Origin of the sequence: Vibrio sp. 1F169 (assembly GCF_041439605.1) — a bacterium.
Taxonomy (GTDB): Bacteria; Pseudomonadota; Gammaproteobacteria; order Enterobacterales; family Vibrionaceae; genus Vibrio; species Vibrio tasmaniensis_A.
The window spans coordinates 29,141-45,055 of record NZ_JBGOOI010000028.1; the positions used below are offsets into that span (position 1 = coordinate 29,141).

Annotated in this window: 15 protein-coding genes; 6 read left to right on the plus strand and 9 right to left on the minus strand. The window is 42.6% G+C overall.

All coding sequences use genetic code 11. From position 1 onward, the window contains the following. Nucleotides 1–292: 292 nt before the first annotated feature. From ACED53_RS12525 to ACED53_RS12540, 4 genes are all read right to left on the minus strand, one after another. The gene (locus ACED53_RS12525) at nucleotides 293–982 is read right to left on the minus strand and encodes a tyrosine-protein kinase family protein (protein WP_017100335.1); all 690 of its coding nucleotides are present in this window, start codon (nucleotides 980–982) and stop codon (nucleotides 293–295) included. Further along, nucleotides 982–3,081 (minus strand): SLBB domain-containing protein, encoded by a 2,100-nt coding sequence (locus tag ACED53_RS12530; protein ID WP_017100334.1) that lies wholly within the window; start codon nucleotides 3,079–3,081, stop codon nucleotides 982–984. Before ACED53_RS12530 ends, ACED53_RS12525 begins: the two co-directional genes overlap by 1 nt. Beyond that, on the minus strand, nucleotides 3,078–3,914 hold the full coding sequence (locus ACED53_RS12535) for an OmpA family protein (RefSeq protein WP_017100333.1): 837 nt from the start codon (nucleotides 3,912–3,914) through the stop codon (nucleotides 3,078–3,080). The genes ACED53_RS12530 and ACED53_RS12535 overlap by 4 nt, the downstream gene beginning before the upstream one ends. Before the next feature lie 62 nt (nucleotides 3,915–3,976). Next, a complete protein-coding gene (locus ACED53_RS12540; RefSeq protein ID WP_004733793.1) occupies nucleotides 3,977–4,306 on the minus strand; it encodes an STAS domain-containing protein in 330 nt (109 codons plus the stop codon). Nucleotides 4,307–4,617: 311 nt separating this feature from the next. Between ACED53_RS12540 and ACED53_RS12545 the strand changes: the two genes are divergently transcribed. Beyond that, nucleotides 4,618–5,460, plus strand: coding sequence for a DNA ligase (locus tag ACED53_RS12545; RefSeq protein ID WP_029225415.1), 843 nt, complete (start codon nucleotides 4,618–4,620; stop codon nucleotides 5,458–5,460). Nucleotides 5,461–5,578: 118 nt separating this feature from the next. On the opposite strand, the gene ACED53_RS12550 is transcribed toward ACED53_RS12545, so the two are convergent. Next, entirely contained in the window at nucleotides 5,579–6,949 is a 1,371-nt protein-coding gene (locus ACED53_RS12550) for an MATE family efflux transporter (RefSeq protein ID WP_012603959.1), read from the minus strand. A gap of 441 nt (nucleotides 6,950–7,390) precedes the next feature. Between ACED53_RS12550 and ACED53_RS12555 the strand changes: the two genes are divergently transcribed. Then, a complete protein-coding gene (locus ACED53_RS12555; RefSeq protein ID WP_029225414.1) occupies nucleotides 7,391–8,002 on the plus strand; it encodes a riboflavin synthase in 612 nt (203 codons plus the stop codon). A 175-nt stretch (nucleotides 8,003–8,177) separates the two neighbouring features. Here ACED53_RS12555 and ACED53_RS12560 read toward each other — a convergent pair whose 3' ends face one another. Continuing rightward, a complete protein-coding gene (locus ACED53_RS12560) occupies nucleotides 8,178–8,381 on the minus strand; it encodes a CPXCG motif-containing cysteine-rich protein (RefSeq protein ID WP_012603956.1) in 204 nt (67 codons plus the stop codon). Between the two features lie 115 nt (nucleotides 8,382–8,496). Beyond that, a complete protein-coding gene (locus ACED53_RS12565) occupies nucleotides 8,497–9,363 on the minus strand; it encodes a fructosamine kinase family protein (RefSeq protein WP_017100330.1) in 867 nt (288 codons plus the stop codon). Between the two features lie 454 nt (nucleotides 9,364–9,817). Here ACED53_RS12565 and ACED53_RS12570 point away from each other — a divergent pair, with 454 nt between their 5' ends. After that, nucleotides 9,818–10,162 carry a DUF3802 family protein gene (locus tag ACED53_RS12570; RefSeq protein WP_009846752.1) on the plus strand — a complete coding sequence of 115 codons (345 nt, stop codon included), beginning with the start codon at nucleotides 9,818–9,820 and terminating at the stop codon, nucleotides 10,160–10,162. 91 nt (nucleotides 10,163–10,253) lie between these two features. Here ACED53_RS12570 and ACED53_RS12575 read toward each other — a convergent pair whose 3' ends face one another. Then, on the minus strand, nucleotides 10,254–10,739 hold the full coding sequence (locus tag ACED53_RS12575; RefSeq protein WP_017100329.1) for a C40 family peptidase: 486 nt from the start codon (nucleotides 10,737–10,739) through the stop codon (nucleotides 10,254–10,256). A 104-nt stretch (nucleotides 10,740–10,843) separates the two neighbouring features. Between ACED53_RS12575 and ACED53_RS12580 the strand changes: the two genes are divergently transcribed. Continuing rightward, nucleotides 10,844–12,889: a methyl-accepting chemotaxis protein gene (locus tag ACED53_RS12580; protein ID WP_017100328.1), complete on the plus strand. Its 2,046-nt coding sequence runs from the start codon at nucleotides 10,844–10,846 to the stop codon at nucleotides 12,887–12,889. 206 nt (nucleotides 12,890–13,095) lie between these two features. Here ACED53_RS12580 and ACED53_RS12585 read toward each other — a convergent pair whose 3' ends face one another. Beyond that, a complete protein-coding gene (locus tag ACED53_RS12585; protein WP_069591774.1) occupies nucleotides 13,096–13,899 on the minus strand; it encodes a sterol desaturase family protein in 804 nt (267 codons plus the stop codon). A gap of 68 nt (nucleotides 13,900–13,967) precedes the next feature. On the opposite strand from ACED53_RS12585, the gene ACED53_RS12590 reads away from it, so the two are divergent. Both ACED53_RS12590 and nagK read left to right on the plus strand, forming a co-directional pair. Then, complete coding sequence (locus ACED53_RS12590) at nucleotides 13,968–14,714, plus strand: tRNA-uridine aminocarboxypropyltransferase (RefSeq protein WP_017100056.1); 747 nt, start codon at nucleotides 13,968–13,970, stop codon at nucleotides 14,712–14,714. 163 nt (nucleotides 14,715–14,877) lie between these two features. After that, nucleotides 14,878–15,786 (plus strand): N-acetylglucosamine kinase, encoded by a 909-nt coding sequence (gene nagK / locus ACED53_RS12595; RefSeq protein ID WP_012603950.1) that lies wholly within the window; start codon nucleotides 14,878–14,880, stop codon nucleotides 15,784–15,786. Nucleotides 15,787–15,915 lie beyond the last annotated feature (129 nt).

Here is a 15,915-nt window from a genome sequence, read left to right on the forward strand (position 1 = left end):
CGTCTGTGTCACATTACCGATAAAGTTAGGCATGGGCGGTTGATTCTTGAAGGGTTTTAAAGGTGGTAAGACCACGCCCGAAGTGTATGAAATGCGTTGAGTGGTTTTTAAAATCGTATTTTTAACAATAATTTCGCCAAAAACACCCAACTTGGTTTTGGAGTGTTTGGGCGTAAAGTCCAATAGGAACCGTGGCTGTCAGGATTTACTGACAGCCATACAGTTGCACAAGAATACTAAGTTGCACACAAAAGCAATAGTTGTACAAAAAAGCTATCGTGGCGCAGAAAAGTTACATCGGTAGATTTAAAAACTCATTTTGGTAAAGCTTATTGGCCAAGCTATCGCGAAGTTTAGTTGGAAGGAATTTCATGCGATTGATTTGTCTTACCAACTCTTGTGCAAAGCTAGGTGTTTGTTTCATGTTCATCACACAACCCATAAGATTGATACTCTGCGCATCAAGCAGCTTTTTCGCTTGTTCTAGGTGGTGACTAGAGGTTTCACCATAGGCGACAACCATCAATGTACTATCACAAGCACTCGCGACAGATTGCGCCGGAATGTTGCCTTTGTTTATGTTGAGAAGTGGTGAGGTATCAATGATGACTCTGTCGTATTTGTCTAACCATTTGTTCACCACTTTTTGTAACGTTGTCGGATCTTTATAAGCCAATTGCGTTGATGCAATTTGTGGAGCAGGGACGCCGATAAACATACGATGAGACTCGACATGTTCAATTAACTGTCCCTGTTGATTGTCTTCCAACATGTTCAAATCTTTAAAACCAGGATTGTATAAGTTGAGGTCAACATAAAGCGTAGAATGACCAGCAAGGAGAAAACGTTCTGCTAATGCAGTTGCAACAGAGGTTACCCCGTCACCTGAGTGACAAGCAGTCACACAAATCGATTTCTGTCCGTTAAGTTCAGAAGCTAGATACAGTTGTTCTACTTCTGCTTGGATTGCTGAAATAGTCATTATAAAGCTCCTATTAAGACGATCATTGTTGTTAGACGTAATATGTCTTCTAGACCTACACGAGCTTTTTCCATAAAGCTCTCACGGCGATCTGGGATGTAGATAGTGTCACCAGCGCGCAGTACTGGTAGGTTGTAAATATTGGCTGTTTTACTGAATTCAACAAGGTCGAAGGTACGAGCTTGGCCTTGGCAACAAGACATATTCACAATGGTAATTTTCTCTACGTAAGCATTGTCGGTAGGGCCTGCCGCTTCTGCCAATATATCTAAAATGGTCATGTTGTCGTTAAACACATAGCGACCTGGGTTGTTAATCGCACCAAGCACACGAACGGTTTCTTCTTTCGGTGTGTCTAACCAGTTTTTACCTTTCTCCGGAATATAAATGGTGTCACCGGTAGTTACATTTGGCAGTAATGATTCGTCACCGGTTTCAAAGTAGAGCGATAGATTGAGTTTGCTTACTTTAGAGTAGGTTTTATCACGATGCGTGACACGAACGTTGTGTATATCGGCATCCTTAGTAGGCCCGTCAGCTGCAGACAAAATGTCAAGAAAGTGCATGTCTTTGGTGAAGCGGTAACGACCCGGTGCATTCACTTGTCCAAAAATGTAGATCGAAGCATCAGAGCTTTGACGTACCCATTGAGATTTATTGTCTGACGGATCTTGTGGCAAGTCGTGGACACGGACGATAGAGCCTGCACGAATTTGTGGCATCAGATCTCGTGGCGCACCATTTCTGATGAAATCATCAAGATTAAACACAACCAACTTTCTACCCGTCACGACTTCAATTTTCGATGTGTCAGCGCGTAGCGTGGGGCCGCCGACGTGTGCCAATAATCCCATGAAGTTCATTTCATCTGACCATTCTATACGACCAGGTCGATTCACCTCACCAATCACGTTAACTGCTCTGTCTGGTGCAATCTTTAACCAAGATTTCTCGTTCATGTCGGTTTTCTCAGGAACAAAGATCGCGTCACCGGCTTTAATATTCGGTGGGTTAGAGTTAGGTAAGCCTTCAGTGTAAGCCGCTAAATCGAATTTAAGTACTCGACCATCCGCTTTGATTACGCGTATTTGACGCGACTCTGCAAATCGAGTTGGGCCGCCAGCATTGGCAAGGATATCCATGAAGGTAGCGTCTCTCTTTCCTTCAAAAGCGCCAGGGGCAGCGACTTCACCCATAACGTAAACCATGTTTGCGCCGGATTTGATCTCTTCCTCTTGCTTCGGCACAAAAATCGTTGCACCTGGGCGTAAGATTGGAAGTAGGCTTTCGTCACCAGAATCCAAATAACGCTTAAGGTTGAACAGCGTAGGCGTATTATTTGAAATTACTCGGATTTGTTCAACACTGGCATAGCGAGTTACCCCGCCTGAACGCATTAATACGTCGACAAGGTCGGTATTCTCTTTGTAAGTGAACGAACCCGGCGCGTTAACCTCACCAAACACTTGAATCGAATTGCGAGAGTCAGCACTGTCACCTGAGTTTGCAAGCTTTGCTGCGTCAAACTCTTGCTCGATGTTACCGACTAGTGGGGAAGCTGGAACGAATAATGAATCCAGTGATTGCAGAGTAGGTAGTGTTGATTCATCACCTGAATCAAGGAATCGTTTGTAATTAAACTCTTTCTTGTCCGCACCTCGCTTAAGTATCAATTTGTCCAGTTGTGCACCGGGGCGTAATCCACCTGCTGCGTAGAGTGCCATTTGGATACTTGAGCCTAACGCCAGTGTGTATTCACCGGGTTGTTCTACATAACCTTGCACGTAGATGATAATTTGCTGCTCTTTTACATATACCGAAGCGTTTGAAAGATCTTTATAAGCGGTAGCCAGTGACTCTAAAACGACTTTGTTAAGTTGCTCGCTGTTATAACCCGCAACAAATACGGCACCCACTTCAGGAAGGGTAATTCGGCCGCGTTTATCCACTTGAAACCCTTTGTTCAACGTACTTTCACCGGGTACGTTGACTTGAATAAGGTCACCGACTTGAACCGCGTCTGAAAAATCTTCGTTAGCATTTACGAGGTTCGAAAGGCATAACGATAGGGTGATGATAAAAGCGATCAATAATTTCATAATCCACCTCCCATTTTCTCGGCATTTTTAGGGGAGATAACTTCAATACTCACTCTGCGGTTGGTTAAACGCGTACCGTCTGATTCGCCTTCAAAAAGAGGAACCGTTTCACCAACAGACACTGCTTTGATTCGCTGAGCACCTAAGCCAAAAATAGTTAGGTAGCGTTCGACTTGTTTAGCACGTCCAAGTGCCAAGTCATCGTTATATTCTTCGGTACCCGTGGCATCGGCATGGCCGGTAACAACAAGGTCTAGAGATTTATGTTCTTTCAGTAGCGTCGTTGCCTCGGCAAGTCGTCCCATGTATTTGGGATTGACTTCAGTAGAGTTTTCCGCAAATTGGTTGTCAACATTAAGCAGGTCGTACAACTGCTCGATAACCGACAATTGCATTCTAAATTGGTTTTCATTTTTTGGTGGTTCACAACGGGCTTGTGACGTTACGTAGTCCAGTTGAACTTCAAGTTCGTTTAAGCGTTTTCTTTGAATGACTAGGTCGTTGGCCGCATCTAGCAGCAGGCCACCTTGTAGTTCGCGAGCGATACGATTTTGCTTTTCTATCGCTTGCACAACAGCAGCGGGGAAGCACCAGCGGGCGCCTTCTTGAATCAAGGCATCAAGATGTAATTTGGCCAGTTGCCAATCAAAACGTAATCCGTGTTCAGGACCAAGAGGTTCGTCTGGCATGACAGGAGAAAAGTCGGAATTTTGGTAATTAATAGAGTCATAACTTTCAGCCAAGCCGCCAGTGCCTTGTTCAGGATAGCTAGTACAGCCACCTAGAACTAAAGCAGACAGAGAAAGGGCTATGTAGCTTTTCAGTATTTTCATGCCAACGTCCTATGTTTTTACTTTTTATTATTATGTTTTGTTACTTCTAGCTTAGTGGATCTTCATGAATTTGTAGGATTTTTTGAATTTACTGGGATAGCGTGGCCAATACGTAACAAGTTCATAATTTCAAGAGGCTGACCAGTCACATTTTCAAGTCGCATGTTGCGTTCGCGTTCAGTTAAGCGTTTGAACATGTAAACAATCGCGCCAACACCAGATGAATCTAAAAACTCAACTTGGCTAAAATCGACTTCGATTTCAGGGTGGCCGTCATTTGAGATTACATCGTCAATATCAGTCTGAGCATCACGGCTTCCCGCTGCGTCTAAATCACCGAAGATAGAAAGAGTTAGTGTGGTTGTATTCAAATCAATCTTACGTAGTTCCATAGCGATATCTCCTTTTAAGTATGTATGAACAAGTGCATTGAATGTGCCAACTTTTATATTCATATTTTTCAACAACTTAAATCGACTGCTAATCTCTATCTCATATTGAGAAAGTTGGTTTCTCAATATGAGAACTAAAAATGGGTGAACATTTGAGACCCATAAGTCATTAATTATATGAATGAAATTGAAAGTTAAATAAGGTTGGTGTGTGGATCGCATCTTCTAGCAAAGGTTGTCTACCTACGTGTCAGAACGCTTAGGATTAAAGGCGTTTGTTGACCACTACAGATATCAATACGGAGCAGATGATGAGATTAACAAAATTGGCGATAGCCACTCTATGGGCGTGTTCGCTTACATCTCATTCATCCTATTTACCGCCTGATCATCTGGTGCTCGCAAACACATACCAGCAAGGCATTGATGTGTCTGAATACTGGAAGAGTGAAAAACTCGATGGGATTAGAGCGCTGTGGGACGGGCAGCATCTTTATACACGCAACGGGAATCGTATATACTCACCGAAGTGGTTTACAAAAAACTTACCGAAGGTACACCTTGAAGGGGAGCTCTGGGCAGGAAGAGGCAAGTTCCACTTAGTCCAATCTACCGTCCTCGATCACACACCTAGTGATGCTGCGTGGCGCCAAATAGACTTGATGCTGTTTGATATGCCAGGGGCTACTGGCGATTATCAAAAGCGCTATTACAACATATTGCATTGGGTAAGTGTGATTGGAGAACCTCATATCAGCTACATCGAACATGTACCTATTCAAAATGAAGAAGCTTTGTTTTATCAATTAGACAATGTCGATGAACGTAATGGCGAAGGTTTGATGCTCAGAAAGATCACCAGTCGTTATCAAGCAGGTCGAAGCAATGACCTGTTAAAACTAAAAAGGCATCACGATGCCGAAGCCACAGTTATTGGCTACAAAGGCGGGACAGGGAAGTATAAAGGGATGATGGGTTCGATTTTGGTTCACACGGAAGAAGGGGTTGAGTTTTATATCGGAAGCGGGTTCAGTGATCAAATGAGACTTGCGCCGCCTGAGATCGGCAGCCGTATTACCTTTCGCTACAATGGCTTTACTCAAAATGGAAAACCCAAGTTTGCGCGCTTCGTTAGAGAAAAGAGTGAGTATTAATACCAATCAGATTGTTCAGTACAATATAGTCATACACACAGTAAACGAAAAAGAGCTCTGAATATCAGAGCTCTTTTTCGTATTCAATATCAGGGATACCGGTTGAGTGAGTTAGAACTCAGCGAGAGCTAAATTCTAACTGCACATCGTCGTCTTGTTTGTGCATCCAGTGCAGACGCATACCTAGCATAATAGCTGCAGACGTTAGACCAACAATGAACCCAACCCAGAAACCGTGCGCGCCCATAGGCTCAACAATCCAATCTTTCATTCCTAAAATGTAACCAATAGGAAGACCAAGCAACCAGTAAGCAACGAAAGTAATGTTGAAGATCGAACGCATGTCTTTGTATCCACGCAAAGCCCCTGCAGCGATAACTTGGATTGCGTCAGTACATTGATAAACTGCAGCGAACAATAGTAATTGCATTGCAACAGTAATTACCGCCGTATTCTCTGTGTACAGTAACGAAACTTGCTCTCTGAATAGTACCGTCAATGTAGCTGTCATTAGGGCTGTGACTAAACCAACAATGATTCCCACGTGTGTCGCGATTTTCGCTCCTTCAGTGTTGTTTTCACCCAACTTATGACCAACACGAATACTCACGGCGGCACCGATACTCATTGGTATCATAAATATCAGTGACGAGAAGTTAATTGCAACCTGGTGTGCGGCGACAACCAAAGACCCAAGAGGGGCAACCAACAGAGAAACAACAGCGAATAACGTCACCTCAAAGAAGATAGCAGCAGCAACTGGAAAGCCCAGTTTAAACAAACGAATTTGTGCTTTGAGCTGAGGTTTGTGGAACGTACCGAAGATATTGATTTTAGCCAAACGCTTTGATGTTAAAACGTAAGCGAACAGCAGAGCAAACATCACCCAATATACGATAGCCGTTGCAACTCCACAGCCAACACCACCTAGAGCGGGAGCGCCAAGCTTTCCGTATACGAACATCCAGTTAAGCGGGATGTTTAATAGCAAGCCAATAAAACCAATCACCATTGCAGGCTTAGTTAAAGACATACCATCTGTAAAGCTTCTCAATGTTTGGAACAACAAAAATGCAGGGACAGCAAACATCACCGCATTCATATAACCGATGGTTTTTTCTGCCATGAGTTGTTCTATGTCCATCCACTCCAATATCAGTTGTGTCTGAAAAAGTACGCCAATGATTGGAAGGGAGATGACAAGCGCTAAAAACGCACCTTGTTGAATCTCAAATGGAATTTTTACTTGTCTACCAGAACCATGTAGTTGTGCAACGACAGGAACCAACGCCATCAACAGACCCACACCAAATAAGATTGATGGTAGCCAGATACTTGCTGCAATCGAAACCGCCGCCATATCGATAGCACTTACACCACCGGCCATTACGGTATCGACAAAACCCATTCCAGTTTGTGCAACAGATGCGATCAATACTGGGGTCGCAAGTTTGATTAGATTCGAGGATTCTTCTTTGTAACGATGCACAAACAACTCCAAATAAGAGGGAAAATTAGAATAATAGTGTAGGAAAGGACATTCTGAAGGAATCAGAGACAATGATCTTAAGCTTCCACTGGACGAATCATAAAGAAATGTCACAATAACTGCTATGAAAAACTGTTATTAGGGCGTGTTGATCTTTCGAGCTGATTTTTGCAGCGAGTTGCTGGGTGTTTATACAAGGCAGAGGCTTCGATGTGTAGCTAGCCTACATGAGAAGCAGATAACGTAGTAAAAATGACCAGCAAACGCTGCCCGAAGGGTTCGAGCTGGGCGCCCCCGCAAAAAGCGTTTTACTCTTTGTTGAGGGAGATTTGCTTAGGATGACTAGGCTACTTCCCCCTCGCCGCGATTAAAACGCTTTTATCTCGAACAAAATTTAACCGAGAAAGGTCAACACGCCCTAGAATGCTAAATAGGAATCTTATGTTTACAGGTATCGTTCAAGGCATGGCAACACTGGTTGCTATAAACAAAAAAGAGTTGTTTCAGACTCATACCATTGAGCTAAGCGACGAAATGGTTGAGGGATTAGCGATTGGTGCCTCAGTAGCTCATAACGGTTGTTGCTTAACGGTAACGGAAATTTCGGGCAATCAGATTGCTTTTGATTTAATGCAAGCCACATTGCGATTGACGAACTTGGGCCAACTGAATGTTGGTGATAAAGTGAATGTTGAGCGAGCAGCAAAATTTGGTGATGAAATTGGCGGGCATAGTATGTCTGGCCACATTACGTTGATGGCGAACTTAGTGGATGTGATCAAGACTGAAAACAACCGCACGCTTTGGTTTGAGTTGCCACAAGAATCAATGAAGTATGTATTGAGCAAGGGTTATATTGGCGTTGATGGTTGTTCATTAACGATAGGTGAAGTGGAAGAGAACCGTTTCTCTGTACACTTAATTCCTGAAACGCTAAATCGCACTTTGTTTGGCAGCCGCGAAATAGGCGACCAAGTAAATATTGAGTTTGATCCTCAAACACAAGCGATTGTTGATACTGTTGAGCGCGTGCTAGCAAACCAGACGTCGTAGTAGCGGTTCATCAATAACACTTGCCCAAAAAGCGTTGACTAAGTAAAAGTCGAAGATATTAAAAAAGAGCACATTAAGTGCTCTTTTTTTATTTTTGTGTTTTTCTAGGCTAGCTTCAAAATCGAGGTGTAGCTTTAAATCGAGGTGTAGAGCCAACTCGACAAGAGAGTAGGTGTTAGAAAACTTGTTCGTCGTCTGCATCAATTGAAAGATGGATTCTGTCTCTCAATTCATCAACCTGCATGTCCAGATGAATAGCATTGCAACATGCAGGGCAATCGTCATAAAAATCTTGGCTCCCATTAGAAGCATCCAGCGTTATGCTAATTGCATGACCACAATGGGGGCAAGAAACATGTTTCTCTGTGTATTTATGCATGGCGAATTCTCCTCACTGTAACTTGCACTAATCGTAGTAGCTTGTATGGGGCGTAACAAATAGCGATATCGAACGTTGCACTTATATCGATCGCAGTAGCTAGCTGTGATTGGTGTTAAACGGCCTGTATCTTCTGAATACACGCCTCAGTTTGTGCTAAATACTCGCCGCCAAATTGATTGCAGTGGTTGAGAAGATGGTACAAATTATAAATGTCTTTCCGATCAGTATAGCCAACGTCGAGTGGATTGATGCTCTGGTAACCTTCATAAAACTCTTTTGAAAACCCTTCAAACAGTTCAGTTAGCGCTAAATCACATTCATGATCGCCCCAATAACAAGCGGGATCATAACAGATTGGCCCAAAGGCTGAGTTAGCAACATTACCGTTCCAAAGATCGCCATGAAGCAAAGAAGGGCGAGGGTTGTGGCCTGCAAGACGCATATTCACTACATCAACAATGTCATCGATATCGCCGAATTCGATGCCTTTTTCTTTTAACAATTGCAGTTGGAAGCCAATGCGTTGCTCAGAGAAAAAACGCCCCCATTTCTTATGCCAAGGGTTGGGTTGAAGGGTGCTACCAATATAATTGTCTTGGTCACAACCAAACTCTTTCTGTTCACCCCATTGATGCAATTGAGCAAGTTGAACGCCAAAGTCATAGCTATTATTGCTTGTTTCAAGCGGCTTGGTCGGCAAGTAATTAAGGATAATGAACGAGCATTCTTTGGTTTTACCAATCAGTACCAACTCAGGAACATAAACGGTAGAAGTTTCTCTTAACAAGCGTAAGTTCTCAGCTTCAATTTCAAACTTAGGTAAAAATTCTCGCTGGTTCACTTTTACAAAATAACGTTCGTTACCATCGCTAATCATATAGCAATCGTTAATGTCGCCACCAGAAACCTTGGTTCGTTCAGTTATCTGGAAGTTAAATAGAAGAGTATCTGAAAGTTGTTGAGAAATGGCCTGCCACATAGGAAATCCTCAAAGACTGAAGGTTAGAAATACTGTTTGTTTACTAGAAATAGTTTAGGATAAATCTGAGCAATTTATAGACGCACTCGTCAATGTTCTTGGCTCTTCTTCAACTAATGTAGAATCAATTGGCTGATTTGTGAACTCGAACTGATTCAAGCCCTTTGAAATCAAAACAAAAATTGAGAACGATGTAAGGAAATAGTTTGGAACTAATCTCACGGCATGATGATTTTCATACAATAGAATCGCAGAAATAGGTTGAGATTATTTTTCACTATATTTTAGGTGTGTTTGGTGAAGTTAGGGTGTTTTGATTGAAATTTAAGCTTAAATGCTAACTCGGATCACTTTAATACAGTTTTTAGTAATAAAGAGATGACAAACAGACTCATATACATAGTATTAGGTAGGTACATATTAATCTGCTCTTGAGCTTAAACGGAGATTTATTGTGGTTGTAGAAACCGATGGCTATTTGGCTTTGATCGAACACTTATCATTTAACCTAGATGTCTTTACTAATAGTAATGGTGATACAGGAAATGAAAGTGTCGAAGACATCATCACTGACATGATATCAACAAACATCATGGCTATTTTCGAGCAAAACCCTGAGTTACATTCAAGCGTTCGTTTTCAACTATTGAAAGAAGCGGATTCAGTGGTGGCTGATTTAGGTGAAGTGTTAGCTGGTGTATGGTCAAAAAAAGCGACTAACGAACAAATTGTATTCTTAGATGAATACATCGCATTAGTGAAGAATCTGTTTGATACTGCGGTCGCTCAATACGACTAATTAGCTTCTAGTACATTTTCTAGGCTAAACAGCGATAGGCGTTTAAATAGTACCTTCAAAGCAACTGTGTTATCAGTTAATCTTTTAATCACTATAAACGCCTAAAATGCCAAAACTTAGAGGCCCAATAAGGGTTATCCAATCTCGATATAATGACACCTTTCGATGTCGAAGCATGTAGGAATTGATTGTTTCCTAAATATACACCGACGTGTCGTACCGTCATCGATGTTTTGAAAAACACCAAGTCACCACTTATTGCCTGTCCATACGCTATTTCCTTTCCCTTTTTAACTTGATCTTTTGTGGTTCTCGGTAAGGCTTGCTGGGTCGCAGTTTGCACTGCGATTTGAACGAAAGCAGAGCAATCTACGCCTCTAAATGAAGTCCCACCGAAATGATATGGCACACCTTTCCACTGTTCATACACACTCATATACGCATTGGTCGTTGATTGCTCTAACTTTGGCAGAGGCTTGTGTGCGGTTTGACTAAGCTGAGAAGGGGATGGCGTCGAGCTACAAGCAGCCAATGTTGCTAAAGTTATTGTAACTACAGCCATTTTTCTGAATTTCATATGTAACTCTTCTGACAAAAAACTGAAATATAAACGTCATCAAGGACTTCTAGTATACGAACTAACTTAAGGATATCTTTTTTCGTAGTCAAACTGGATTTCACATGCCCGACACAAATTTATCAATAAAACCTTCACGTTATACATTCTCGCTCATTCAAACCGTCACCGCTGTATTTATTTCCATTCTTTTGCTCGTCATCTTTTTATCTTTGGTCAGTCTCCGAGGCGTCGATCGGGTCGGGGGCCATTTTGAAGCACTTTCGGAACAAGCATTACCTCTTGCATTAAACAACGCCGAATTAACACAAAGCGTGTTGGAGCAGGTAAAACTTCTTACTTATAGCACCCAATCAACCGACCTAAATACGCTTAACACAACAGGCAACTCGATCGACGTGTTAGTTGCCGAAAGTAACCAAACGCTAGAAGAACTCCTCTTCATATCCCAATCTTTTCCTGACGCGATTTCCGTTGAACAAAAACAAGACTTAACCGAGAACATGGCGACCTTACAATTGATGACTAGCCAAGTGTTGTCTTCTCAAATTGAAATTCAGAATAAGCAAAACCTCATCGATGGCCAAGTCACTGAGTTTCGCTATGGTGTGAGTTCTATCGGACCTGAAATGAACCGTATCAGTTCTTTCCTTGTTCAGAACAACCCAGAGGCTTCCGATGCGGCTAACCGATTCACAGCGAGTGCTTCTGCAATGGCGAACACCTTCCTAATGTTGATGATGCAATCAGACTTAGAAAAAGCGCAAGACGAATACAGAGAGCTTCGAAATCGAATTGCAGGCATTAACCTCGCGTATGATGACTTTTCTGAATGGCATCCAGACATCGTAGAGTTCGCAAGCTTAACAGCGCCTTATGAGATGGTTAAATCTGGCTTTGCAGATAACGGTGTATTAAGACAAATCCTGCAAAAGCTAGAACTTGTTGAGCAACAAGAAGCCGACTTAGCAAAAGTCATCTATCTGGCTAACACCGTGATAGGGACCTTAAATCAACTATCGAACACCGCTTCCATTTTAATTGATGAAAGCGAGTTTGTGGTCAATCAGACAATTGCGACGATAGACAAAGTACTATTTATTAGCGGATTAGTGATAACGGCCATCATTTCTATTTCATGGTTCGTATTGCGTCACTGGGTGAACAAAGGACTCAGGAACATTACTCAACAAATGAGCTTACTCGCGGAACACGATTTTTCAAAACAGAGTCAATTAGTTGGCCCATTGGAATTGCAAGTTATCGCATCAAAACTTAATTCTGTTGTCGACTCAACCGCTGATTCGGTGCGCTTGGTAACACGAAACTGTGAAACGCTTTATCAAACCGCGGAAGTCAGTCACGATGCCGCAGAGCAAACTAACTCAAGCTTACACGAGCAAAATGAATCACTTCAAAACATGATTACCACCATTACAGAGCTTGAAGCATCTATTGGTGAAATTGCACGTATTTCTAACGCCTCGAATGATGACGCCCAGCTTGCTGAAAGTGAGTCAGTAACAGGGAGTCAAGTTGTTGGACTTAACCAGCAGCGACTGCATGCACTAGAACACTCTCTAAGCATGAATGAAGAATCGATGGCCGACTTAGACGGGCGTGTTAAACAGATTCGCGAAATGGTCGACATGATCAGCGGCATTGCTGACAACACTAACTTACTCGCATTGAATGCAGCAATAGAAGCAGCTCGAGCAGGAGATCAAGGCCGAGGCTTTGCAGTGGTCGCCGATGAAGTAAGAAAACTAGCCAGCGATACTTCCCAGCAAACCACTAATATTCGAAATATGATGAATGAATTGGTAGCAGCAGCTGATCGCTCACGGGCGTCTGTAACAGAGTCGAGAAACGAAATGGCGAATGCACTGGAAACCAGTGGAGATGTGAAACAAGCGTTTGAAAAAATCGAGGTAGCGGTTAGCCAGATTAAAGGACGTGTTGAACAAATCATGGTGGCGACTGAGCAACAGGCACGTGCAACGGTGGATGTGACACATTCGATCACTCGTGTTTCTGAACAAGGCGAGAATACTAAGTTACAGCTTGAATCCATGATCGAGAGTTCAGAGCAAGTCGGAGAGATAGCAGGGCACCAACAAGCTATGCTTCATAAATACGTGTTGAAATAAACGAGCGTGCTGAGTTAAGCCTGACAGCATAATAGTTGAAGCACCAAGTACGCTTAAATTCCTATTGATACAGAAACGCCCTTAAGTTTTCACAAGAATCTAAGGGCGTTTTGCTTTGGTATTAAGCTTGGTTTGTTATGGAGACGGGTTTGTTATTAAGATAGGTTTGACCTCAGTTTAAACTTGAGACTCAACTGAATTCGAACCTAGTCTTTCGTTGTCGGGAATCGTGCAAATGGCTGACGTAGCATTAAGTCTAACCGTTGCTCTTTACCATCTTGAATCTCTGGAACGCCAATCTGAACGTTATCATGGCCAAGCTTAGGTTGAGCGCGATAGGTTTTGAACCAAATGTCCCACACCGATAAGAAAAAACCAAAGTTTGAGTGCGTTTCCTTAACAATGACCGAGTGATGAACTCGGTGCATGTCTGGTGTCACAATCACTTTTCTCAATCGCTTATCAATCCACAGTGGCAGACGCGCATTGCTGTGGTTAAACATCGCGCTGGCGTTAAGAACAATTTCAAAGATGACAACAGCGATGACAGGTATACCAAGCGCGATCACTAAACTCACTTTAATCAGCATTGAAATAATCATCTCGATTGGATGAAAACGAGTTCCGGTTGTGACATCAATATCTAGATCTGCATGATGAACTCGGTGTAACTTCCATAGCCATGAAACACGGTGAAACACCAAATGCTGCAGGTAAATAGCGCAATCTAACAGTAAAACACAGATGAGAATGCTGAGTTCTTTAGGAAGTGACAGGGTATTGAATAGACCCCATTGGCTTTCTTGTGCGATAACCGCCGCTTGAAATGCTGCGATTGGAATTAGAGTGGCTAATAGAAAACTGTTTAAAGCAACCAACGCAAAGTTGTTTCCCCAACGAAACCATTTACTCTGAGTCAGCGTTTTACGTGGAAAGCGGTACTCCCAAAGCGCACATGATCCAAAAACGACAATAAAACAAACAAGGCGAAGCAGGGATGGGTCTTGCATGGGAATTCCTTCTATCATTCTAGGGTCACTGTAAGTACAATCGTGCCACTTTTCTAGATCTATCGTTATTGTCCATGAGAATCCACGCTTTTCACCGTTTATATCAACACCGTTTATCCATTGCTACTAAGCCGTTTAATGCGCGCGGGTGTAAAGTAGTGCGATGTGAGTTCTGTAAAATAAAACAAGACAGCTGTATCTGCGAGCATCAACCTAACATTGATACGAACGTCGCGACTATGTTGATCTTGTCAGACAACGAAATCTTAAAACCAAGTAACACCGGTCGTTTAATTGTTGATACGGTAAAAGACAGTTACGCCTACCTTTGGCATCGTACTGAGCCAAATCAAGAGATGTTGGATGTTCTAAAAGACGACAAATACCAACCTGTGATCGTGTTCCCTGAAGACTATACCGACGACAAAACACGCGTGGTTCAAGATCTGCCACAAATGCGTGACCCAAACAAAACACTATTGCTGATCTTTATTGATGGTAGCTGGCGCGAGGCACGTCGAATTTTTCGTCGCTCAGAATATCTGCAAGATTTACCTGTGTTATCGATTGAGCCTGAGTCAGTTTCTCAATACATGATGCGAAAGTCAGACAACGAACAACATCTTTCGACAGCAGAAGTGGCGAGCTTGGTTTTGAAACAGGCTGGTGAAGAGCAGGGTGCCAAGACTTTACAGCTATGGTTTGAGACATTTCGGGAAAGTTACATGTTAAGTAAGACACGTTATAAGTCAGATCCAACCAAACCGAGCCTGAATGCTTTCATAGATCATACTAAAAGTGAGAAGTCACTCTAACCTTTAACCGCTTTGTGCTGACTTGTTGTTCAAACAAACTCAAACACGGAATAAGTTTGTCATCTATCACGGTTTGTAGGGGGAGTGTTATGGATAATGCTCTTTAGTTGTTTATTTACAAAAATTTATTTGCCCGAATTTAGGGAAAAATTGGAGAGATTTCATGTATTACGGCTTCGATGTTGGCGGCACAAAGATTGAGTTTGGTGCATTCAATGAAAAACTTGAGCGAGTAGCGACAGAACGCGTACCAACGCCCACTGAAGATTATCAACTGCTACTTGATACAATTGCTGGTTTGGTAAAGAAGTACGACAACGAATTTTCTTGCGAAGGCAAAATTGGTCTTGGTCTTCCTGGAATGGAAGATGCTGACGACGGCACAATGCTGGTTGTTAACGTACCAGCTTCAACGGGGAAACCACTACGCAAAGACCTAGAAGCGCTTATTGGTCGTAGTGTCAAAATTGAAAATGATGCAAACTGTTTTGCGCTTTCAGAAGCGTGGGATGATGAACTTAAAGACGAACCATCAGTAGCAGGCCTAATTCTAGGTACAGGCTTCGGTGGCGGTTTAGTTTATGAAGGTAAAGTGTTCTCTGGTCGTAACCACGTTGCTGGTGAATTAGGTCATATGCGCCTTCCTCTAGATGCTTGGTTCCACCTTGGCGACAACGCACCGCTACTGGGTTGTGGTTGTGGTAAGAAAGGTTGTTTAGACAGTTACTTATCGGGTCGCGGCTTCGAACTGATTTACGAGCACTACTTCGGTGAGAAGAAGAAAGCGATCGAGATCATTCAAGCATACAACGAAGGCGAATCAAAAGCCGCTGAGCACGTAGATCGCTTTATGGAGCTATTGGCTATCTGTTTTGCAAACCTGTTTACGGGTCTTGACCCACACGTTGTTGCACTGGGTGGCGGACTTTCAAACTTCGAACTTATCTACGAAGAGATGCCAAAGCGTATCCCTAAATACCTACTGTCTGTAGCGAAGTGTCCGAAAATCATCAAAGCGAAACACGGTGATTCAGGCGGTGTTCGTGGCGCTGCATTCCTTAACATTAAGTAATCGTTACTTACCGTTAAGCTAGCTAAGGTTAGATAGTTAAAAAGAACAACTAAAAATGCCGCAATCTCGAAAGAGGTTGCGGCATTTTTTATTGTTCAGTGTTTTCGTTTCTTCAGCTCTTAGCTCTAA